The sequence below is a fragment of the Flectobacillus rivi genome, from assembly GCF_030056655.1.
GTDB classification, from domain to species: Bacteria; Bacteroidota; Bacteroidia; order Cytophagales; family Spirosomataceae; genus Flectobacillus; species Flectobacillus rivi.
Genome location: NZ_JASHIE010000024.1, coordinates 1 through 21,420, shown reverse-complemented (window position 1 = coordinate 21,420; position 21,420 = coordinate 1). Strand labels below are relative to the sequence as shown.

The 21,420-nt window shown below is 36.8% G+C and carries 21 protein-coding genes; 15 read left to right on the top strand and 6 right to left on the bottom strand.

Annotated features, from left to right (window positions below; genetic code table 11):
* Positions 1 to 166 precede the first annotated feature (166 nt).
* The 15 genes from QM481_RS24255 (at position 167) to QM481_RS24185 (ending at position 12,684) form a co-directional block, all read left to right on the top strand.
* Positions 167 to 562: a hypothetical protein gene (locus QM481_RS24255; protein ID WP_283383710.1), complete on the top strand. Its 396-nt coding sequence runs from the start codon at positions 167 to 169 to the stop codon at positions 560 to 562.
* Between the two features lie 33 nt (positions 563 to 595).
* Positions 596 to 1,135, top strand: coding sequence for a hypothetical protein (locus QM481_RS24250; RefSeq protein WP_283383709.1), 540 nt, complete (start codon positions 596 to 598; stop codon positions 1,133 to 1,135).
* A 52-nt stretch (positions 1,136 to 1,187) separates the two neighbouring features.
* The gene (locus QM481_RS24245) at positions 1,188 to 1,700 is read left to right on the top strand and encodes a Crp/Fnr family transcriptional regulator (RefSeq protein ID WP_283383708.1); all 513 of its coding nucleotides are present in this window, start codon (positions 1,188 to 1,190) and stop codon (positions 1,698 to 1,700) included.
* A gap of 78 nt (positions 1,701 to 1,778) precedes the next feature.
* Positions 1,779 to 2,105, top strand: coding sequence for a DMT family transporter (locus tag QM481_RS24240; protein WP_283383707.1), 327 nt, complete (start codon positions 1,779 to 1,781; stop codon positions 2,103 to 2,105).
* A gap of 645 nt (positions 2,106 to 2,750) precedes the next feature.
* Complete coding sequence (locus QM481_RS24235) at positions 2,751 to 3,104, top strand: DUF2200 domain-containing protein (RefSeq protein ID WP_283383706.1); 354 nt, start codon at positions 2,751 to 2,753, stop codon at positions 3,102 to 3,104.
* 112 nt (positions 3,105 to 3,216) lie between these two features.
* Positions 3,217 to 3,588, top strand: coding sequence for a hypothetical protein (locus tag QM481_RS24230; protein WP_166549208.1), 372 nt, complete (start codon positions 3,217 to 3,219; stop codon positions 3,586 to 3,588).
* A gap of 11 nt (positions 3,589 to 3,599) precedes the next feature.
* A complete protein-coding gene (locus QM481_RS24225) occupies positions 3,600 to 4,178 on the top strand; it encodes a Crp/Fnr family transcriptional regulator (protein ID WP_283383705.1) in 579 nt (192 codons plus the stop codon).
* A 65-nt stretch (positions 4,179 to 4,243) separates the two neighbouring features.
* On the top strand, positions 4,244 to 4,609 hold the full coding sequence (locus QM481_RS24220) for a DUF4260 domain-containing protein (RefSeq protein WP_283383704.1): 366 nt from the start codon (positions 4,244 to 4,246) through the stop codon (positions 4,607 to 4,609).
* 262 nt (positions 4,610 to 4,871) lie between these two features.
* Positions 4,872 to 6,047, top strand: coding sequence for a DUF3667 domain-containing protein (locus tag QM481_RS24215; RefSeq protein WP_283383703.1), 1,176 nt, complete (start codon positions 4,872 to 4,874; stop codon positions 6,045 to 6,047).
* A gap of 162 nt (positions 6,048 to 6,209) precedes the next feature.
* The gene (locus QM481_RS24210) at positions 6,210 to 6,782 is read left to right on the top strand and encodes a hypothetical protein (protein WP_283383702.1); all 573 of its coding nucleotides are present in this window, start codon (positions 6,210 to 6,212) and stop codon (positions 6,780 to 6,782) included.
* 151 nt (positions 6,783 to 6,933) lie between these two features.
* Positions 6,934 to 7,563, top strand: a complete 630-nt coding sequence (gene pnuC / locus QM481_RS24205) for a nicotinamide riboside transporter PnuC (RefSeq protein ID WP_283383701.1) — start codon at positions 6,934 to 6,936, stop codon at positions 7,561 to 7,563.
* The gene (locus tag QM481_RS24200) at positions 7,560 to 8,534 is read left to right on the top strand and encodes an AAA family ATPase (protein ID WP_283383700.1); all 975 of its coding nucleotides are present in this window, start codon (positions 7,560 to 7,562) and stop codon (positions 8,532 to 8,534) included. Before pnuC ends, QM481_RS24200 begins: the two co-directional genes overlap by 4 nt.
* A gap of 401 nt (positions 8,535 to 8,935) precedes the next feature.
* On the top strand, positions 8,936 to 9,850 hold the full coding sequence (locus QM481_RS24195; protein WP_283383699.1) for an alpha/beta fold hydrolase: 915 nt from the start codon (positions 8,936 to 8,938) through the stop codon (positions 9,848 to 9,850).
* Between the two features lie 53 nt (positions 9,851 to 9,903).
* Positions 9,904 to 11,007: an acyltransferase family protein gene (locus QM481_RS24190; RefSeq protein WP_283383698.1), complete on the top strand. Its 1,104-nt coding sequence runs from the start codon at positions 9,904 to 9,906 to the stop codon at positions 11,005 to 11,007.
* Positions 11,008 to 11,253: 246 nt separating this feature from the next.
* Positions 11,254 to 12,684, top strand: a complete 1,431-nt coding sequence (locus QM481_RS24185) for an amidohydrolase (protein ID WP_283383697.1) — start codon at positions 11,254 to 11,256, stop codon at positions 12,682 to 12,684.
* Positions 12,685 to 12,859: 175 nt separating this feature from the next.
* Here QM481_RS24185 and QM481_RS24180 read toward each other — a convergent pair whose 3' ends face one another.
* The 6 genes from QM481_RS24180 to QM481_RS24155 all read right to left on the bottom strand — a co-directional run.
* Positions 12,860 to 13,249 (bottom strand): hypothetical protein, encoded by a 390-nt coding sequence (locus tag QM481_RS24180; protein WP_283344820.1) that lies wholly within the window; start codon positions 13,247 to 13,249, stop codon positions 12,860 to 12,862.
* 540 nt (positions 13,250 to 13,789) lie between these two features.
* Entirely contained in the window at positions 13,790 to 14,179 is a 390-nt protein-coding gene (locus QM481_RS24175) for a hypothetical protein (RefSeq protein WP_283383696.1), read from the bottom strand.
* A gap of 116 nt (positions 14,180 to 14,295) precedes the next feature.
* The gene (locus tag QM481_RS24170; protein WP_283383695.1) at positions 14,296 to 14,874 is read right to left on the bottom strand and encodes a S1 domain-containing protein; all 579 of its coding nucleotides are present in this window, start codon (positions 14,872 to 14,874) and stop codon (positions 14,296 to 14,298) included.
* A 263-nt stretch (positions 14,875 to 15,137) separates the two neighbouring features.
* Positions 15,138 to 16,175: a hypothetical protein gene (locus QM481_RS24165; protein WP_283383694.1), complete on the bottom strand. Its 1,038-nt coding sequence runs from the start codon at positions 16,173 to 16,175 to the stop codon at positions 15,138 to 15,140.
* A gap of 574 nt (positions 16,176 to 16,749) precedes the next feature.
* Positions 16,750 to 19,182: a hypothetical protein gene (locus QM481_RS24160; RefSeq protein WP_283383693.1), complete on the bottom strand. Its 2,433-nt coding sequence runs from the start codon at positions 19,180 to 19,182 to the stop codon at positions 16,750 to 16,752.
* Positions 19,183 to 19,200: 18 nt separating this feature from the next.
* On the bottom strand, positions 19,201 to 21,420 hold a 2,220-nt coding region (locus QM481_RS24155), incomplete at its 5' end, for an Ig-like domain-containing protein (RefSeq protein WP_374760927.1).

Here is a 21,420-nt window from a genome sequence, read left to right as displayed (position 1 = left end):
TGCTATCAAACTGATAAATTCATTCACTAATATGTTTAAGTTTACCATACCTTAATTCTTTGTATCTCACAAATTATGGTCAACCAATGAATATTCTCATCTTTGTTTCGAATTTCGTAAAACTTTCAACACACTGATTTATTGACATTACTTCATCAATAATGCTATGTCAAAAATTTTGCATATTATCGTATTTATAGCCTTGAGCTCATGCACTGAAAGGCAAAAAACGGTTCAACAAAAAGTGAGTAGCTTCTACGTAGTTAAATATGAGTATGGAAAATCGGACACACTTTGGACAAATCATATTCCTGAGGGTTCAGATAGGATGGTTGCTGTAGATTCTTTTGACTATACTATCCATCAAAAATCTATTCAGATATTAAAGTTTACCAATCCTGATGTAGGTATAGACAGCAAAGTAGAGGCTTACTTCGAAAAATCTTTAGGAATATTTTTAGTAAAAAGTAAAACTTGGTCTTTAAAATATCAACTGAAGTCTACGGATGATTCGGTTGAGGCTTGCATTGATAAAATGCAGAATTTGGATTTTGTCAAATAGCCTACAAGTATTTATCTTAAATTTCAATGATATATGGGCTTCGGCTTTAACCTGTTCATGATATTATTTGTGGTTCCTCTATCCGCAATTCTTTTGATTACATGGTTCATAACAGGAAAACATCATTGGGGGAAAATCATTGGCTTCTTGTGGTCGGGTCTTTTGGCGATGGTTATGGTTTTGTCTGGTCTAAATTGGATATTAGGAAAACCCAATCTAGAAAAAGATGATTACTATGGGCTGTACATTGTAGATAGAACCTATTTTTCGGGAAAACAAGCCGATTGGCAATACAATCATTTTCGATTTGAAATAAAGGATAATGATTCCATCTATTTCTATGTAACCAAAAAAGAGCAAATCATGAGGACTTATGTAGGCAAAATCAGGGTTACTAAAAACTATATTTCTGAACACTTACTCATCAATATGGCTCAACCAACACATCATATCCTCAGTTCTAACCCTACAACTTACCGTTATCCCTGGTACTTTCATTTAGTTTTTTACTCTCCTAAATTCAATAATCTCTATTTCAAAAAAGGAAAATGGGAAGCAATCGATTCCAACTGATATGACTCTATCACAAATTTCAAATACAATTTACCCTTTACCTGAAGCTTCCATGCAAAAGCTGGAAGAACATATTTCTGAGGTTAGTTTCCCGAAAGGTCATATTCTACTGCGAGCCAATAAAGTGGAAAGTAGTATTTATTTTATCAAAAAAGGAATTGCAAGACTCTATACTCAAACGCCTGACAATGAAGTTACTTTTCTGTTTTGCAAAGAAGGGGATACTTTAATGTCTTTAAAAAGCTATGTCACTGGACAAAAAGGCTATGAAGATGTAGAGTTACTGGAAGACTGTGAACTGTACCAATTAAAGACAGAAGTGTTGGAAAATCTTTATCAAAGTGATATTCATATCGCTAATTGGGGACGAAAATTGGCAGAACTAGAGCTCGTCAAAACGGAAGAAAGATTTATTGCCCGACAATTCAGAACCGCCAGCGAACGCTATCATGAACTTCTGCAATTACATCCTGACCTAATTCAGCGAGTCCAACTGGGGCATATTGCTTCATACCTTGGCATAAGCCAAGTAAGTCTGAGTAGAATTAGAGCTGAGATTCGATAAAAAGTATTTTTTAACATTTGTAAAATTTATTTTCCACTCCGATTCAGAACTTTGCTGGTGAATTTTAACACAAAAAATATGAATTGGATTGTATTGATTATCGCAGGCTTGTTTGAAGTGGCCTTTACATTTTGTTTGGGCAAAGTAAAAGAAAGTACAGGAAACGAAGTATATTTTTGGTACGCAGGATTTATCATGGCTTTGATTATCAGCATGGGGCTCTTGATGAAAGCCATTGAATCGCTTCCTATTGCTACAGCTTATGCTGTTTGGACAGGCATTGGTGCTGTTGGAACGGTACTTTTGGGAATCCTTGTGTTTAATGAACCTGCTACTTTTTGGCGCTTATTCTTTATCAGTACCTTAATTGGCTCTATTATTGGATTGAAAATAGTGTCACATTAGTATCAAATATCTAAAAAGCATTTATGACAGAAAGACCTTCCTTGATTTACCACCTATAGAAGTATTAGGCATTCCCGATGATTATGAATTTATGGATGTGGAGTTGATAGAAATACTTGAGGACAAAATCAATGCTATTTTCAATGAGGTTTTTGGAATTTAATTCATGTCAAGATTACATTCACAGACTGTCGCTCTTCTTCATTACTTTAAATGGTTTTAGGCTCATATTTATTGATAACATCGCAATGAAACATTCATTTACATCAGCTCCGTAGGAGCGACAGTTTGGTAGCACTGAATCAATCATTCCGAATAATTAAACGAGCGCCGTAGGTGCGAAAGAAAATAAACCTGTAATCTTTCGCACCTACGGCGCTCTGAGGTCATTAGTTTATAGTTGATACTACCAAACTGTCGCTCTTACAGAGCTTTTTTACAAAAAGATACAAAGACTCTTGCTTGTTAAAGCTTATTTACATGACTTATTTTCTTTTGGAAATTTTTGCTATATCTTTATTTGTAAAACTTAGTCTGCAAGTTCTGGTATGTCCGACAATACGTTTCTGTTGAAGAATGGTATATTTAGAAGGATGGTACATTTAACCTATAAATAGAACTATCAATTAATCTTTCGCTTTACTAATGAATACGAATACCAGAGTTTTCAAAATGTCTTTTGCGAGTGTGTATCCTCACTATGTGCAGAAAGTTGAAAAGAAAGGACGGACTGTAGACGAATTACATGAAGTGATTTGTTGGTTAACAGGCTATGATGTTGCCAATATTCAACATATTATTGAGCAAAAAATAGATTTTGAAAGCTTTTTTGCCAATGCTCCTCAAATAAACCCCAATGCCCTTAAAATTACGGGTACCATTTGCGGATATCGTATTGAAGAGATAGAAGACAAATTGATGCAACAAATTCGTTATCTTGACAAACTAGTCGATGAGCTAGCAAAAGGTAAAAAAATGGAGAAGATTTTAAGAACATAGCCTGCTATATTTCACTGATACGCTAAGTTGGCGCACTCTTAACACTCCTAAACTCTACATTCAGTAACTAGACATATATCTTTGACACCTTTTATCCAAAAACCAAATCTAAATGACACAGGAGCAAGTTTTAAATGGCCTTCAAGCAGAAAAGGAGTCTTTTCTGGCGCAAGAATGTGCAGTCGCACTCCAACAAAATCCTGAGAGTATTCTAAAGGAAATAGTTCAAACGAGAGAGTATCTAACTGGATTATACACGACAAGGTTAAGAATTAACAAAAGTTTAAAAAGGTCATTTTTTGAAAATGAAGAAATAAGTTCTTGGGAAGAAGCGATTAAACAACTCTCAAGTTCCTCAGCAAAGGAAGTGTGTTTAAATACTTTTAGTACTGAGGAAAAAGCTTATATGATGTTTTGGGATACAGCAACAAACCAGCTCATTGCCATTTTCTACTTATATCCAGAAAATGCTCAAGATTTATAACAAATTTTTCCGTGCAAGACTTTAACCTTATTATTCAAGACAACTTCGGGCAACTTTCTGAGGCTGAGTTGGAACTCCTTCGCTCCTTCTTTAAAGAAGAAAAACTTCCTAAAAATGCTTATTTTACCCAATCAGATAAAGTTTGTGATAAGCTTAGTTTAATCAAAAGTGGGATTCTAAGGGTTTATGCTGTTGTAGATGGCAAGGAAATTACCCAGTGGATTTCGACCGAAAATTATCTTATTACCGAAATTGCAGGCTTTTTCTTCAACCAGCCCAATCGCTGGTCGATTCAAGCATTTACCGATGTTGAATTGTTGACCCTTTCGAAAAAAAATTATCTCAAACTTTGCCAGGAGTTTCCCAAATGGCTAGATATAGAAAAACGATTCATTGTCAAATGCTTTGCCATGATTGAAAATCGTGTGTTTTCACATTTGTCGATGACCGCCGAAGAACGCTATGATGCGTACTTCGAACACAATAAAGAGCTTTTTAATCAAGTTCCGCTTCAATACATCGCTTCGGTATTGGGCATGAGCGCCGAAACATTTAGTCGTATCAGAAAACGTAAATCCGAGAGTTCTTGATTTTTGTCAAGAGTAAATACTTTTTAATGCTCGAATTTTGTGTCATCACAAAAACAAAAACGAACATGACAAAAGATATGAATTTCCTCCTCAAATTAGAAGAACTTGGTCAGCTACTGCTTTCAATACTATTATTTCAACAACTAGATTATGTTTGGTGGATATACCCAGCGTGTATTCTATTACCAGATGTTTCGATGTTAGGATACCTATTTAATACCAAAATTGGCGCTTGGGCATACAACTTATTTCATCACAAATTATTGGGTATCGCTGTAATTGGTCTTGGATATTGGCTCAATCATGACCTCATGACTCTATCAGGTATCATTTTGTTTGGTCATTCAGCTATGGACAGAGTCATGGGCTATGGACTAAAATATACCGATAGCTTTCAACATACGCATTTGGGATGGGTGGGAAAGAAGTGACATTTGCACTCACCAATCACAAAAATTCAATGCAGTAGGGAAGTTTATCAGGATCATTATGCAAGACTAACAGAATATATTTGGACTAGACATGATGAGAAAGAGATGAGTATTCTATAAAACGCTTTAAAAAAGATAAAACCCTCAGAACGAAGGGTGCTGGATAGGAATCCAGCACTAGCGAGGAAGGCTTAAGGAGTTTTTCCTAAAACTATCTAAATTTGTATAACCTCATTTTCAATCCTACTACTACTATTTTATAATGCGAAAAAGAAAAGCACGTCGTAAAACCCATTTATGTCCAAATTGTGAAACTGTACTTGAACGCAATGAAAATTATTGCCATGATTGTGGACAAGAAAACCACAATTTGAATGCCCCCATGAAAGACCTGATTATGGAATTTATTGGAGGTATTACTTTTTTTGAAACAAAATATATTGAAACAGTAAGAATTATCTTCACACATCCAGGTAAACTGACTTTGGCTTTTAACTCAGGAAAAAGAGTTAAATATATGCACCCTGTAAGAATGTATTTTGGGGTTAGTGCTATCTTCTTTTTCATCATGAGTTCAGACCTACTAAAAGATGAGAGCAGCACCCAGCAACAGAGCAAAACTACCATTGATTCGCTGAGAAAAGCTGAAAATAGAGACTATAATAGCGGTAGAAACTTTGCTAGACAATTTAAAAAAGACCTTTCGCATAACCTCGAATCGGAATCAGATACTGTCTCAAAAAGTAATCTGGATGAATTCAGAAAAGGTATGAAAGATGCTCAAAAAGAGTATAATGCTAGAAAAGATGGCTCCAAATTTTATTTGGGTCTTATCAAAAAACTAATCATTCCAAAAGATTCTATCACCTACTACTTTCAATTAAATGATGAGGCTTTAGATTCCGTGTTGACAGCTAAGGGAATATCTACATTCTTCCCTGTCAGGAAAACTATCAAAAATAGTATTGTGAAGGAATACCATCGCTATCTTGAAGAAAAGTACGGCTTAAAATCAGAAATAAATGGCAGAACGTTGTTGTTCAACAATTATTTGCCTACAATCATGTTTATTCTATTACCGTTTGCAGCCTATATCTTATGGTTTTTCGAAAGACGTACCAAGTGGCGGTATTACTTTCAACACCTTGTGTTTACCTTATATACCCACTCAGCTATTTTTGTGTTTTGGGCAATATGTGAATTGCTGAATGATTTACACAAATACTTTTTCAATCAAGATTTTTATGATCAATCAGGATACATTGGATTGTTTGTGATAGTTCTGAGTTTAGTGTATTTCATGATTTCTATCAAAAACGTATATCAGCAAAGTTGGGTAAAAACGATTGTAAAGTTCATACTACTGACTATGTCTTACTCATTTTTATTCTTTTTAATTATCCTCATTGGAATCTTCTCTGGGCTAGTAACGACTTAATATGTTGGTCAAACTTATCCGTATCAGGTATTCATTCAAGTGCGGTTTCGAATACATTGCCTAAATGAGGGATAGAATCCTTGGAACGAAGGGTGCTGGATAGGAATCCAGCACTAGCTAGCCCTTAAGTAGCACTGACAAAATTCACATACTAATCCGAGAATGAAAAAGAAAAGAAAGCCTACTAAATATTTTCCTCCCTTGCCTCAAAAGAGTATAAACATTTTACGAATACTTGATGGGCTAGCATTCATATTGGTTTTTATTACTATACTTGCTTGTTTAGAAATCGAACAAATGGATCAGATTTTCTTTGGAGGCACGTTGTTTGTAATCTTCTTAGTGGTTGGATTGATTCTAGGCTATCAAACCATATACCATATAAAAGAAAGAACTCCCTTACTTAGTCATCCAATGGCCCAAAAGAACTTTTTTCTTAAAAGTCTATTTTTCCTCTTTCTGATAGGTACTCCTTCTTTAGCAAGTTTTTATAACCGAACATTTCCATTTAATTCAACAACGTGCGCCATTTTCCCTATTTTAGAAAAAGGACAAAGTTCAAGAACCCCTTCTTCGTACTTCATTTATTTTCAACACCAAAACCAAAAAGAACGGTTAAGCATCAATAAAGATATGTGGATGGCAATCAAAGAAAATCAACCTATGGAAATCTGTATTGCAAAAGGCGGATTAGGGTTTGAGTTTGTAAAAGAAATTTACTTTGTGCATGAGTAAAGCAACTCCTCTATTAACCTAGCGGAAGAATTAATACTTCTCTTTTAGTTTTTTAGGTTTTAGAAAAGGATAATTTTATTCTTTCTGATTCCCAGCGGCTAATAGCATATAGCGTTATAATTTATTACTTCATTAAAAGCAGAAATATAAAATGTATTATTTCGACATTAACACAACGTTTGCTAATGTTTGGGGCTATCCCTTGAGCTATATAGAATTTGTTGGGACGTTATTTGGTCTATTATCCGTATATTTTGCGACAAGACAAAATATTTTAACTTGGTCTACAGGGATTATTAATGTCGTATGTTTTTTCCTCATTTTTTCCCAAGTCAGTCTATATTCTGATATGTTTTTACAAGTATATTTTTTTATAGTAAGTTTGTACGGCTGGTTCATTTGGAAAAGAAAAGAAGATAATACCCTTAAAATCACACAACTTTCGTCTCGTCAAAAGCAAACTATATTGATCATTCTAGTTTTGTCTACGGGCATTTTGGGCTATTTCATCGAACATATTCATTTGTTTTTTCCCAGCTTATTTACTAAGCCAGCCTCCTATCCTTATATTGATACATTTATTGCTATTTCGAGCATCATTGCCAATGTTCTATTAGCCAGAAAGATTCTTGAAAACTGGCTTCTTTGGATTCTAACTGACATATTATGTGTTTTTGTGTATTTTCAAAAAAACATATTATTCATTAGCATCGAGTACTTCATATTTCTATCTTTAGCCATTCATGGACTGTCGACTTGGAAAAAATCTCTTAAATCATGACGAAAGGGCTTACTCTTGGCAAATTTTATCCCTTACACCTTGGACACTTAAAACTAATTGAGTTTGCGAAGACGCAATGTGATATACTTTTCGTGTTGATTTGTGCTTCAGATACAGAAAGCATTGATGGGCAAACCAGATTAGAATGGATAAAAAAGTCATATAATAACTGCCCTAATATTAATCCCATACTTCTTGAATACCACGAGTCGGAGCTGCCTAATACTTCTGTTTCCTCCAGAGAAGTTTCGCAAGTATGGGCAAATAAAATTCTGAGTCTTATTCCTGATTTAGATTATATTATTAGCTCCGAACCCTATGGCGCATATTTAGCAGAATACCTTCATTGTGAATCCATTTTTTACGACATTGCTCGTACAATCACAAACATCTCTGCTAGTTTGATTAGGCAACATCCATTAAGGTATTGGGATTATATTGCTGATTCAGCCAAGCCGTATTTTGTAAAAAAAATCTGTATTTATGGTTCTGAGAGTACTGGAAAATCGACTCTTACTGTTAACCTAGCACAGTATTTCAAGACTAATTATGTCCCAGAAACGGCACGTGAGGTTATTGAAAAAACAGAGGAATGTACGCTATCACATCTTGAACAAATTGCTAGTTTACACGCCATAACTATACTTGAAAAAACACCTTTGTCCAATAAGATATTAATTGTTGACACCGATGTGAACATCACAAATTCATACGCCAAGTTTTTATTTAACAAAGAATTATTAATAGACGATTGGATTAAGCAAGCGAATACGTTTGATTTATACCTTTTCTCGGATATTGACGCCCCCTTCGTACAGGATGGGACTAGGCTTGAAAAGGAAGATAGACTCAAGTTGCATTTTTCCCATAAACAAGAATTAGCATCTCAAAAAATCGATTACATCTTACTTTCGGGTGATTGGGATAATCGTTTTCAACAAGCTGTAGATGCTATACAAAAACTATTATAAATATCCTGTTATTAGAATTTTCGTAATTTGTAACTATTTACTTCTGAAAAACAAAAGCTCCGTGGGTTGTTAACAGATTCACTGTTTTTGCATTATTCCTCTTGTCATTACTTGCTTGTCAAGGGCAAAATAACCATTAACCAAAAGACTTAAACCTTTGTATGTACACTCACAAATGGCGAAAAAGTCCATACAGTTGAGAAGTCAATTAGAAGCATTATGCAAGACTAACAAAAAACAGTTGAACTGAATGTGAAGAAAACAATAGGAGTGTTTTATAACATCCTTAGAAAAAAAGGGCTGGATAAGAATCAAACTCTAACGAGAGATTCTAGCACCAGTTTGGAAATTCCTCATCAATATTTTTCTTAAATATTTCGTTATTCCTCTAAACAACATTAATGAAAATCTTTATCCTCTTTCTTTGTCTTATGGCTCAGTTTAGTACAAGCCACGGACAAACTATTCAAAAAGGGAAAGCCAAATCACTGGATAAATCTTTTTCTTATTTCTATCTAAAACCCCAAGAAGAAATCAAGGGCATCCTTTTGCTTATTCCTGCTTGGGGAGAAAAGCCCAAAAGTGTTTTTTACAAAAATAAACTCCCCTATTTACTACTAGAAAAAGGCTTTGTGACAATCATTCCAGAACTGACTCCATCATTTACCCCAGAACCAAACACTTTCGCTCAACTTGATGAGTTGATTCGTACATTCCAAAATACCTCCTCGACAAAACATATCCCATGTGTTTTGGGAGGCTTATCGATTGGAGGAACGATTGCTTTGCACTACGCTGAATACTTGGCATCGCAACAATCGCCTTCCAAAGTAGATGCTATTTTTACGATAGACCCACCTTTAGATTTAACTAGGCTATATATTTCTTCGGTGAGAAAAATAGAGTATGCTTGCTCCAGCAATCTTATTAAAAAAGAAGGATTATCAATCAAAAATAACTTAGAGGGTAAGTTAAAGGGTTCAGCTAATGAACAACAAGAGGCATATATTCATAATTCTGTATTTTCAGCGAATCAGGCAGATGGTGGAAACGCCAAACTATTATCCAATATTCCAATTCGCTTATATGCCGAACCAGATTTGGCTTTTGTCCAAAAAACGTATTGTGAAGCCCTACAATTTGAAGACATAAATGCGGTAGATTCTGAAAAGCTTCAACAGTTGCTACAAAGACTGGGAAATAAACATGTAGAATATATTACGACAAAAAACAGAGGCTTTCATATTTGGAATATCTTAGAGCCTCATGATTTTATCAAATGGATAGCTCCAATTTTACCATCTAATCAACACTAAACCAACCAGATAGCAACGAACCTTATTATTCTATTCTATAAATATTCAAAACCTTGAACAAAACTGTCACTCACAAATTTTATGGCTTAGACCACCTGCGAGCCTTTGCCATTCTGGTTGTATTCTTGTTTCATTATTATATTCTAAGTGGAGGTCAGCCCGAATGGCTACCTAAAGTGGCAAGCTTTGGCTGGACAGGAGTTGATTTATTTTTTGTATTGAGCGGCTTTTTGATTTCATCACAGTTGTTTGAACAAATTAAAATAGGTGAAAGTATTTCCTTCAGAACATTTTTCCTGAAACGCTTTTTCAGGATTATTCCCGCCTTTGGCTTTACGGTGATACTCTATTTTTGTGTACCTTTTTTTCGAGAAAAAGATAGCTTAGCTCCTCTATGGAAATATCTAACTTTTATCCAAAACTTAGGCTTAAATCTTAAATTAAATGGTGCTTTTTCACATGCTTGGTCACTGTGCGTAGAAGAGCATTTCTATTTATTTCTCCCTTTGGTATTGCTTTTATTACAAGCCAAATCAGTGTTTAAGTATTCCTATTGGTTATTAATTTTGCTGTTTTTGGGGGGATTTGCCATTCGTTATTATAGCTACACGTATTTATATCTGCCCAAAAGTACCGATAACTTAAGTTGGATGTATTGGTACAAATATCTCTACTATCCAACCTACACAAGGCTCGACGGACTGTTGGTAGGCGTTTCAATCGCAGGATTTTATCAATTTTCACCCAAAGTATGGGGTCGTATATCGCAGTATGGCAACTTATTATTGGTGGCATCATTAGCAATGTTATCCTTTGCTTATTTTTTGTGTGAAGATCAAACAACCTTCAACGCCTCTGTATTTGGTTTTCCTATAATTGCCATAGGTTACGGTTTGATGGTAGCAGGAGCTATTAATCCAAACAGCTTTTTGTATCGAACTAAATCAATGGTTACCAGTCAACTAGCTAGCTTATCTTATGGTTTATATCTTACTCACAAAGGCATCATACATATCACACACCAAATGTTATCTAAGTATATATCGAACCCCAATCTTATGTTGGTCATCTCGACGATCACTTGTATCGTATTCGCTTACTTTTTACAAATATTGATAGAAAAGCCCTTTATGAGACTGCGCAATCGGGTTTTGTAGTGGAGATTTTAGGTTGGATTAATTAGAACATAACCATGGAGGGATATGTAGGATAGAATCCTACGAAAAAAGGGTGCTGGATAGGAATCCAGCACTAGCTAGGCTTTCATTTTATTTTCTTTGCTTGGGTATCATCAAAATAACATTCTGCTACTTGCTTGATTTAGATTTGCTCATGGGTTAAATTTGATATTGGCGAAAATACGTCAAAAAATTGTTTTCCATTCATTCACCAAAACTAAAACCATGAAAAAACTACTGTATGTATGCCTCTGCCTTTGGGTAGGCATTCCGTGTGCGCTGGCTCAACAAGAAATTACCCAAGAATTACAACAAAAGTCCATCCAATACGCTGCCTTATCAGATAAAATTTGGCAATGGGCCGAACCGGGATATTTAGAAGACAAAACCGCCAACGCACTGATAGAAGAATTGCAAGCAGCTGGCTTTCAAATACAAAAAGGGGTTGGAGCGATACAAACGGCTTTTATAGCTACCTACGGCACTGGCTCTCCAGTGATTGGTATCTTGGCAGAAATGGATGCCTTGCCCGGTTTATCACAAGAAGCAGTACCTTTTAGAAAAGCTAAATTTGTGAATGCCTATGGCCATGCTTGCGGACACAACTTGTTTGGTGTCGGCTCGGTTGCGGCAGCCATTGCCACCAAAAATTGGATGGCAAAAGCCCATATCAAAGGAACCATTCGTCTGATTGGCACACCAGCTGAAGAAGGTGCTGGCGGTGGCAAAACCTACTTGGTAAAAGAAGGTATTTTTAAAGATGTAGATGCTGTATTACACTGGCACCCGGGCGATAACAACAACGCTAGTCCGAACTCGTCTTTGGCGTATCGAGTAGCCAATTTTAGTTTTACAGGCTTGGCGGCTCATGCTTCGGCTAGTCCCGAAAAAGGTCGCTCGGCTTTAGATGCCGTTGAAGCCATGAACTATATGGTAAATTTGATGCGAGAACATATTTCTCCCGAAACACGTATTCATTATGTGATTAAAAACGGTGGACTTACCTCCAACATCGTGCCCGATTATGCAATGGTCGAATATACAATTCGTAACCCTACAGCACAGGGTTTAGAAGAAATTTGGCAACGCCTCCTCAAAACCGCAGAAGCGGCAGCTCATGGTACAGAAACGAAAATGAGCTACGAAATTTTGGCAGGATTATACAATTTACTCCCCAATGATATTTTGGCAAAAGAAATGCAAAAAAGCCTTGAAAAAGTCGGAGGTGTACCTTACACACCTGAAGAAATAGCTTTTGCCGAAAAAATTCGTCAGACGGTAAATGCCCAAACACTTGCCCCGATCACTTCTGCCCAAACGGTACGTCCTTATACCACAGACTTGGCTTTTCTTGCTTCTACAGATGTGGGCGATGTGAGTTGGGTTACGCCTACGGCTGGGCTTTCTACTGCCACGTGGGTGCCAGGCGTGCCCGCCCACAGCTGGCAAGCTGTTGCCTGCAATGGTATGAGTATTGGGCATAAAGGCATGATGAACGCCGCCCAAACGATTGCCCTAACGGCTCAAAACTTGTTTAAATCACCCAATTTGATTGAACAAGCCAAAGAGGAATTGTACCAAAGACGAGGAACAAAAATATTTGAATATAAATCCTTGGCAGGCGATAGAAAGCCACCATTAGACTACCGAAAATGATAAACTCTTCAAATCATCCAAATTGGACTTGGCTAAACTAAGAGTAGGAAACTATAGCTTGCGATAACATTGACCCTTGCAGGATTCTATCCATTTTGGACAGCCTCCTGCAAGGGATAGAATCCTTAGAAAAAAGGAGTGCTGGATAGGAATCTAGCGGTAGCTAGTGTATTATTTAGTTGTCTTCGCCATATAAAGAAATCTGAAATTCGCTATCCCACCATGTTTTTACATCATATCGCCCATCTTTATATACAGTAAACTCAGCCTTGTTCCATCGATTTGTACTATAAGAGGTTGCATTAAAATATAAATTAATTAATGACCAAATACTCCAAATAAAGCTGGTATCAAAATCTCTGAATGTTATAATATCTCCATTCTTCAAATGAAGTATCGAATCTAGGCTTCCTCCTTTCTCAATAGTATAATATTCTACAATGATTGTTTTTGATATTATTTCATTAAAAACTGTATTTTCTTTGATAAAGCCTATTAATGTTTTAAGCTCTGTACTTTCCATATGATAATAAATTAATTTGAAAAATTTAGGAGAAGCTTTCATACCATCAATTGTATAGTTTGGAGTATGCTTAAACTCTATAAGTCATCAATTAAGATTTCTTGACTTTCTTTTGCGGCTGCCGCGCGGTTACTCTTCTTGCGTTAGACGAGTACGTCTATGTGAGGCAGGCCCAGTGAAGAAAAGTAAGGTGTGGCGAACAGAAATTTTGTTTTACAAATACGTGCCAAGTAAAATTTTTAACCATACTCTTACAACAAACCTTGTTGATCTTATATCAGCTCCATACTTTACTTCAATTTTTTCACCCACCTTTTATTTAGCTTTCAAGACTTTAGCCCATTATCTTTCCATAACAAGCCATGTACATTTTCTGGTTGGGTCTGCAAGCTTAGTGTCTATCACATTCCTATTTAGACCTAAGGATATTAATCTCTTCAATATGATAAGCCATGCCATGAGTTGACGAATTAATTCACATATTTTTCCTTTAATCTTAATTCATTTCCTATCCAGAGAGCTCACTGATAAGCCTCACTCGGCTAGAGCTGAGCGACTGCAAGGTAGTTAGTCGTAAATATTCTATAACCAACATGATTTCTTAAAACTACCATCAGGAAGCACTTCTTCTATAAATCCTTCTATGTTATTTTCAACAAAAAATCTTTTTTTAAATTGAAATATTCCTTCATTCATCGAAGGATGATTCACTATGTTGTATTCGGCATAGCCATCTTTTAATTTACCCATAATCATATACATCCAAAATGAACTAAATTCCATAGTTATTAGGGCTACATCTTCAAACGTAGTCATGTCTGATAAAACCTTTAAGAAATGTTTATTCGATTCTTCATCTATTTTTTCTTTCAATACCTCCGTAACATATTTATACAGGAAATCATAATATAATTGTCGATGAAATATACAAACTACATCATCTTGTTCTTTATAAATTAAGTCTTCTATCATATTTAATTATGAGACTGTCTAAATAACTATCTGGTTGATTTCACATAAGAGCAAATCAAAGAATATCATAATATGAAATACTGGATAGGAATCCAGCACTAGCTAATGTTTTCTATTTATTTTGTTTCATCAGGTAACCAACCTAATCCTATTTGTCTGTTATAAAACCGATAATAAGAGACAATACAATCTATACTGTCACCTTCTTTTGCCCAAGTATAAAAGTCCTTAGGAAGTTTCTCTCCCTCATTAAAATTAGAGTGTCCAATATCTACAAGCCCAATAAATGGGAAGTTTAAATCAACAAAAATTCCAAAAGGATTAACTTTAAGTATCTTACCCTTTAGTTTAGTACCTTCTTTAATAGTTGCAATTAAATGATAAAAGTCTTCATATAGTTTTATCTCGGTTTCGTCTAAATCATTTGGATTGGCACTTAGATATAAGGTTTTATCAACAAAGTTTTTCACAACCATTTCAATATATGTTCCTTTTTGAGGTATAATTTCATTTGTTAGATTCAAATCATATTGAGTGCTATCATATACTAATATTGATTTGTATTTAGAGTTTGTTTCAACCTCTACTTGATAAGTCACAAAATCCTGATATTCAAATCGTTCAAATCCTATAACTACGCCAGAAATGCGTTGTCCAACTTTATGCGTACTTTTAAGTATTTCGTATGAATCCATTCTTATTAAATGATTGTGAACAAGCGTAACTATAACTACCACCATAAAACTATCCTTTTATCGCCAATCACTCGACCAATCTCCCAAAAAAGAGGTTGGCAGATTATACCAACCTCTAGTACTGCTGAAGTATTGATTTTCGCTCGCAACGAAAAAATAGTTACTCCTTATCTTATTGAATTTCTGCCAATAAAAGCGCTTTGCAGTGCTGTTATTGCTGTCCTCCTTAGGCTTATATGTCTTCTCTTTAATCAAAAAATTGATTAAAGTCTGTTGATTCCTCCTGCGCTTACGCCACAACCGATACTGGTGGTATTACTTGTGGCATTGTTGTTATTGGTATTGGTTTCTCCCCCACCCGATACTTGTGCTGTGATGGTAAAAGCACCCAGACTTGTTGGTGTTACCGTTAATGGAAAATTGATACTTCCGCTTGCAGGCAAATTGGGTGCGGGATTGGTACAGGTGACTGTCGTTGTCCCTGAGGATGTGCCTGCAACGGCACAAGTCCAGCCGTTGCCTCCTCCACTATTAAAAGTCAAACCTGCGGGCAAACTAAAACTTTCTGACACAATTCCTGAACTAGCACCTGAGCCTACATTCATGACGCTGATGGTATAGGTGTAAGCCGTATTGGGAGCACCAGAAGATGGTGCAGTCAATGACGTCATCAAGTCGGGGACGGGAGCGGTGAGACATACTGCGGGTCCACCATAATTATCTTTGTAGGCGTCAGCTAAACCTTTACTAATGCCTGTGATATAGGCAGAGCAATCCGTATTTAGCAAGGCTGTTCCCGAACGGCTTGGTAAATCTATGCCATTTTGATACATACGGATATTTCCTAAACAATTTTGCAGTCTAAAACGAAACAAGGGAATTTCAACATCTTTTGTGATCGTATTTGTAAGTCGTGGTGAACCAGTCATTCCTATAAAAGCATACTCTGTATTAGCATCGTAGGTAGATCGCTGAATAGTCCACAAATATGAACCAAGATTGTCTGAAGATACTAAATCTTCAATACTTCCTAGGAGGTTAAGTACCGTTGAGCCTGTATAAGAGATAGGAGAAAACGTTCCTATAGGGGCAACTACCGTAAATTGTATGGTAGAAATGTTGTTACTGGGACTTACTGAACTCAGCGTTGTATCCGACTTCATGGTTCCATAGTAGTAGCCATCTGGGCGTAACTCTATTTTAAAACTAATATGAGGATTCACTGATTTTTGAGCAAAAGTAGTATTACAGCTTGCTATTAGCCCTATTAGAGGGAATAAATAATGTAGAAACGCTTTCATAAGATTTTATCAATTTGATGTTTTTTGAACTACACAAAACATGCCAAACAAACTTTAAAAGGTTATTGGGTATCAGCTACTTAAGAAAGAGAGCTAATACCCTAACCAATTTTTTTATTTAGCGATTTTATAAGTATTAATGCAACATAAAATTGCATTAATACGCTTTAGGCTGTAAGCCGTAGGCATTAGGCAAAAAAGCATCTATTACTTCATGAGAAATACTATCTAACTTTTAGCCTACTGCATAAAGCCTAGAGCTTAGTGCGGGTAAAATTAATTATATTTTGCCCACTAACTTAGGTATTAGTACAACATAAAATTGAATTAATACGCTTCAGACCGTAAGCCGTAGGCATTAGGCAAAAAAGCATCTAATACTTCATAAAAAATACTATCTAACTTTTAGCCTACTGCATAAAGCCTAGAGCTTAGTGCGGGTAAAATAATTTTAATTTTGACCGCTAACATATAATGTTGTAAATTTTAAAGTTAACATACTTAAACAGACTACGTAAAGACTGCGTGGTTTTTAGAAAAAAGCTAAACGGCTTAGCTTTCATTGAATAGATATTTAAGGTAATTGCTGAAAAATAATAAAATTATTTAGCTTTTCAGCGTTTTCAGGGTGTGTAAATATTTCGTTGAATAATAAATTTATATCATTGTTCGGTCCTTGTAAAATGGTATTCCCATCCAGATTTAAGTCTGCTCGCAAATACCCAGTTACCATATAATTATTCAAATTTTCTGTATTATTAGGGTCTGTCAAAATTACACTTCCCACAAAGGTTCTATCATTATTAGGACCTTGATATATGACAAATCTATCAGGACTGGCATTACCTCCCCACAACGCACGAATACCTCCAACATCCATCATCGGATAAGCACTAAATTCTGGATCTGTATTAGATTTTGTATATAAGCTCACACTTGGGCTGGTAAAATCAATCAAATTAAAACAAGCACCTGTCAGTGGATAACTCAAAGCACTCATGGCAGCCAAATGATTTCGGTGACGAATAGCGATATAATAATTGTTGTTATTTACATTCATGAGCCTCAAACAACTTATCCCATCTACATCGACAATATCTCCATCTCGCTGTATGAGTCCCGAACGGCTCGACAATATACTTGCGGGATTATTTTTATCTCGTAACTCTACTGAGACCCAATCCACAATAGCGTTGTTTCCTGTTACAGCCAGAACATCAGCAGTAGTAACTTCATCTGGTCCTAAATGCGGAATATCTGCGTAAGCTCCTTTCCCGTAAGGTTGTACCAGCGGTATAAGCCCTAGTGATCGTAAATTGTCTTGCATTAGTCCATCGACAGGATTATACGCTCCTTTGAGGAAAACTTTCAACGATACCCTTACAGAAAATTGCGACACAAATGTAGTCGTAACATTTGATTGAGCCGCAGTGTTTCCATTAGTAGCAACGGCATCTCCGCCCCCGTATACACCTGCCTTGTTGTAAAAAGTGCCTGCTTGCAAGGCAGCTACAGTTATAGTAACAGCACTACTGCCACCAGCAGGAATACTATTGGTACGTGTACAAGTAACCAATTGCCCCGAAGCACTACAACCCCAGCCAGTATTGACCGTTGCTGAAACCAAAGCCAAACCCATTTGGAGCGTATCTTTGATAATAATCATACCTGAGGTTGGTACTGATCCTGTATTATTTACGGTAAGGGTATAGGTAAAATTATCGAAAAGAGAATACAACCCTGAAGAAACAGCTTTTGTAATGCTCAAACGTGGTGATGATCCTGTAACTGTTACATTCACCACCGCATTGGCACAAACACTAGGACTTACCGCCGTATTACAAACAATATAACTCACAGAAACCGTTGAGCCTTGCTCAGAAGCAAGAGGCGAATAGGACATAAATCCAGTAGTCGGCGAAAAATTAACTGTCCCTTGCGCAGTACCTCCAGAGCGAGTAATACTTAAAGTTATATTAGGTAAAAAATCGTCATTTGCTAATACATTAACGGATCCAATTGACCCAAAGTTTGTGGTTAAAACATCATTGTTGGCTGTTGGAGTTTTAGGATTAGGATCTGTAAAATTTGAATTTCCATCCTTATCACAGTCACCCGTTCGCCAAGTCATACTTGTGTTAGCTATTACTTGGTCTATGGCATTATAACTGCACAAATCAAGAGGATGAGTGTTATCAGCGACAGTAAGTGGATTTCTATCCAAACCATTAATTTCATCTTTATTGGTAACTCCATCTCCATCACAATCGCCCGAACTTGTTGCCATAAGCGTTACTTGTGTAAGATTCAAACTACAAGCACTTTTAGGATCTGTATTATCGGCTATTGTCGATGGATTACCATCCAAGCCCGTTGCTTCAGCATAATTAGTTACCCCATCGCCATCACAGTCAGCATTACGCCATACTAGAGTTGTATTTGCAATCACTTGCCCTGTGCCCCAGTTACATGGGTCATTGGGTGCTGGGTCAGAAATGTCAGGGTCGCCATCACCATCGCTATCGGTTCCTCCTGCAGCAATTGTAATGGAGGTGGTACTATTGTCATTCCCTGTTAAATTTCCAACCGTTTGAGGACCGTTAAAACCCATTGTGCCTGTAACCGTGAGAGGTCCCCCGATGTTTACCCCAGTATAACCCAATACAATATGAGAGCACTCGCCAGGGGCAATAGCCACCGTGTTTTCTAGTCTAATAGATTGACCGTCATTTGTTAAGACATTCCATCCAGCGAACGTAATAGGAACAACGGTATTTCCAACCAAACTACTCGGAAAGCTAATTAAAGGGCGAAGTTTTCCTGCTACTGCATTACGACTACCACCATCATTATTACAAATATCAACCATTACCCGACCCAAGGCAGAGCCTTGAGTCAGTGTAGCAGGTTGGTTAATGATATTGATACTAACATCCTGCGCCTTTATTTTTACACTAAAAAGTGTCAAGCAGGCTAAGAGAATTCGGATTTTCTTCAAAATATTCATAAGGCTTGCTTGGTTTTATTAGTTGGCAGTAACTTTTGTTTCAACAATATTATTGCTTACACGTTCTTCGCCTGCCGAACCATAGATGATAGTAACTGTGATATTTTGGCTTGTAATACTAGGAGTGCCCGCTTTTCGAGTAATAGTAAACCCTACTACTTTTTTGGTATTTTGTAAGGTAACACTTCCTGCTTTGGCTGTGACAGTAATTGAGTTTTCATTTTCTGTAAAATCCCAATCACTATTAGTATTCGAAGTACCACCCAATACGTCAGACAAACCAGAGGTTGTAGAATAAGTAATGTCAAACCCAGAAATTTTGGCTACTCGGAAACTAATGGTTCTACCTGAAATATTAAGAATGTTATTTATTTCAAAAATATTTACGATAAAATCTCGACTATTAATAACATTCGTAAATTCCAAATTATCAATATCCGTCGTTGGGCTCAAATCAGGAAGTCCAGCATCCTTCCAAGTATTTGGCAAACCGTCTACAGGCGTCAAAATACCATCACCATCAGGGTCACAATTGCTTACACAATCTACAACACCGTTATTGTCTAGATCTAGATTCGCGTTTAGTCCATTTTCTACCAAATCAAACATTCCATCATTGTTGCCGTCTAAATCATAAGGATTTGGCAAGGAATCCAAATCAATATCCAGAGCACTCAATACCAGACCTCCAAGAGCAGTGGCAGGAATCCCGGCCACAGATACGATGCCATCGGCCATACCGTCACGATTGAGGTCTATACCTAAACCTTCGTCTACATCATTGAGACCATCATTATCGCTATCCAAGTCTAAACGGTTAGGAATTCCGTCACCATCAATATCAGCGCTCAACTGAGCATCTTCTACAGTATCCAAAATACCATCGTTATCATCATCCAAATCGAGGCTATCAGGGATACCATCCAAGTCTGTATCGGCAGGTACAGCGATAGTCACCGTGGCAGACGCACATACGTTTGGTGTTGTAGCAGTATTACAAACCTGATAAATCACCGTTACCAATGTACCACGTTCTGACAGAAGTGGCGTGTAGGTCAATACACCTGTTGAGCCAACAATCGCAATAGTTCCTCCAGCAGTTCCACCAGTTTGAGTAATAGTTGTAGCTAGACCAGGAAGAAAATCGTCGTTTGTCAAAACATTAAATATAGTTGCACTTCCAAAGTTTGCTAAGAAACTATCATCGTTGGCAACTGCCAATTTTGGATTAGGGTCTGTGCCATTCAGATTACCATCTTTGTCACAATCTGCCAATTTCCATAGTGGACTGGTCGCTAGCAATACTTGGTCAACAGTATTATAACTACAACCATCCAGTGGGTCAGTATTATCGGCAGTAGTAGCTAGATTATCATCCGTTCCTGTGAGTTCTTTGTAGTTAGTCACTCCATCACCATCACAGTCACTATTTTTCCAAGCGGTAGTAGTATTGGCTAAAACTTGATTATTACTCCATACACATCCGTTTAACGGTTCTGGGTCTGTATTGTTAGGGTCACCATCACCATCTGTATCTCCAGCCAATGGCACACTGATATTGACTGTGGCGGTAGCACAAACACTTGGAATTGTGGCAGTATTACACACCTGATAAATCACAGTAACATTCGAGCCAGGTTCAGAAGCATTTGGCGTGTAGCTCATGATACCTGTCAAAGCATTTAATAAAACGGTACCAGTTGCTGTGCCTCCTGTTCTTGTCAAACTTGTTGCAAGACCTCCGATAAAATCGTCATTTGCTAGGACATTGACCATACCAGTTATACCGAAGCTAACATTCAAAACATCGTCTGCGACAAATGGTACTTTAGGATGATTATCGGTTCCGTTGAGATTGCCATCCTTATCACAATCAAGTGCTTTCCAATCTATTGAAGTATTCGCAAGTACTTGGTCTATATCGTTATAACTACAACCATCCAAAGGATTAGTATTATCAGCAATCGTAAGCGGATCATTGTCTGTACCAGTAGCTTCTTTATAATTGGAAACGCCATCTCCATCACAATCTGCATTGCGCCAAGTTGTTGTAGTATTCGCTAAGACTTGATTATTACTCCATACACATGGATCATTAGGCGCTGGGTCTGTCGTATCCAAATCTCCATCGCCATCGGTATCACAAGCATTTACCGTAACAACTACTCCTGTCGACGCTGGACTATAACAACCTAATACTGAATCGTAATAAAAGGCATAATACGTGCCCGCTGCGGC

Coding starts and splice junctions, on each gene's coding strand:
- QM481_RS24255 (WP_283383710.1), top strand. CDS start 167: ATGTCAAAAATTTTGCATATTATCGTATTTATAGCCTTGAGCTCATGC.
- QM481_RS24250 (WP_283383709.1), top strand. CDS start 596: ATGGGCTTCGGCTTTAACCTGTTCATGATATTATTTGTGGTTCCTCTA.
- QM481_RS24245 (WP_283383708.1), top strand. CDS start 1,188: ATGCAAAAGCTGGAAGAACATATTTCTGAGGTTAGTTTCCCGAAAGGT.
- QM481_RS24240 (WP_283383707.1), top strand. CDS start 1,779: ATGAATTGGATTGTATTGATTATCGCAGGCTTGTTTGAAGTGGCCTTT.
- QM481_RS24235 (WP_283383706.1), top strand. CDS start 2,751: ATGAATACGAATACCAGAGTTTTCAAAATGTCTTTTGCGAGTGTGTAT.
- QM481_RS24230 (WP_166549208.1), top strand. CDS start 3,217: ATGACACAGGAGCAAGTTTTAAATGGCCTTCAAGCAGAAAAGGAGTCT.
- QM481_RS24220 (WP_283383704.1), top strand. CDS start 4,244: ATGACAAAAGATATGAATTTCCTCCTCAAATTAGAAGAACTTGGTCAG.
- QM481_RS24215 (WP_283383703.1), top strand. CDS start 4,872: ATGCGAAAAAGAAAAGCACGTCGTAAAACCCATTTATGTCCAAATTGT.
- QM481_RS24210 (WP_283383702.1), top strand. CDS start 6,210: ATGAAAAAGAAAAGAAAGCCTACTAAATATTTTCCTCCCTTGCCTCAA.
- pnuC (WP_283383701.1), top strand. CDS start 6,934: ATGTATTATTTCGACATTAACACAACGTTTGCTAATGTTTGGGGCTAT.
- QM481_RS24200 (WP_283383700.1), top strand. CDS start 7,560: ATGACGAAAGGGCTTACTCTTGGCAAATTTTATCCCTTACACCTTGGA.
- QM481_RS24195 (WP_283383699.1), top strand. CDS start 8,936: ATGAAAATCTTTATCCTCTTTCTTTGTCTTATGGCTCAGTTTAGTACA.
- QM481_RS24185 (WP_283383697.1), top strand. CDS start 11,254: ATGAAAAAACTACTGTATGTATGCCTCTGCCTTTGGGTAGGCATTCCG.
- QM481_RS24180 (WP_283344820.1), bottom strand. CDS start 13,249: ATGAAAGCTTCTCCTAAATTTTTCAAATTAATTTATTATCATATGGAA.
- QM481_RS24175 (WP_283383696.1), bottom strand. CDS start 14,179: ATGATAGAAGACTTAATTTATAAAGAACAAGATGATGTAGTTTGTATA.
- QM481_RS24170 (WP_283383695.1), bottom strand. CDS start 14,874: ATGGATTCATACGAAATACTTAAAAGTACGCATAAAGTTGGACAACGC.
- QM481_RS24165 (WP_283383694.1), bottom strand. CDS start 16,175: ATGAAAGCGTTTCTACATTATTTATTCCCTCTAATAGGGCTAATAGCA.
- QM481_RS24160 (WP_283383693.1), bottom strand. CDS start 19,182: ATGAATATTTTGAAGAAAATCCGAATTCTCTTAGCCTGCTTGACACTT.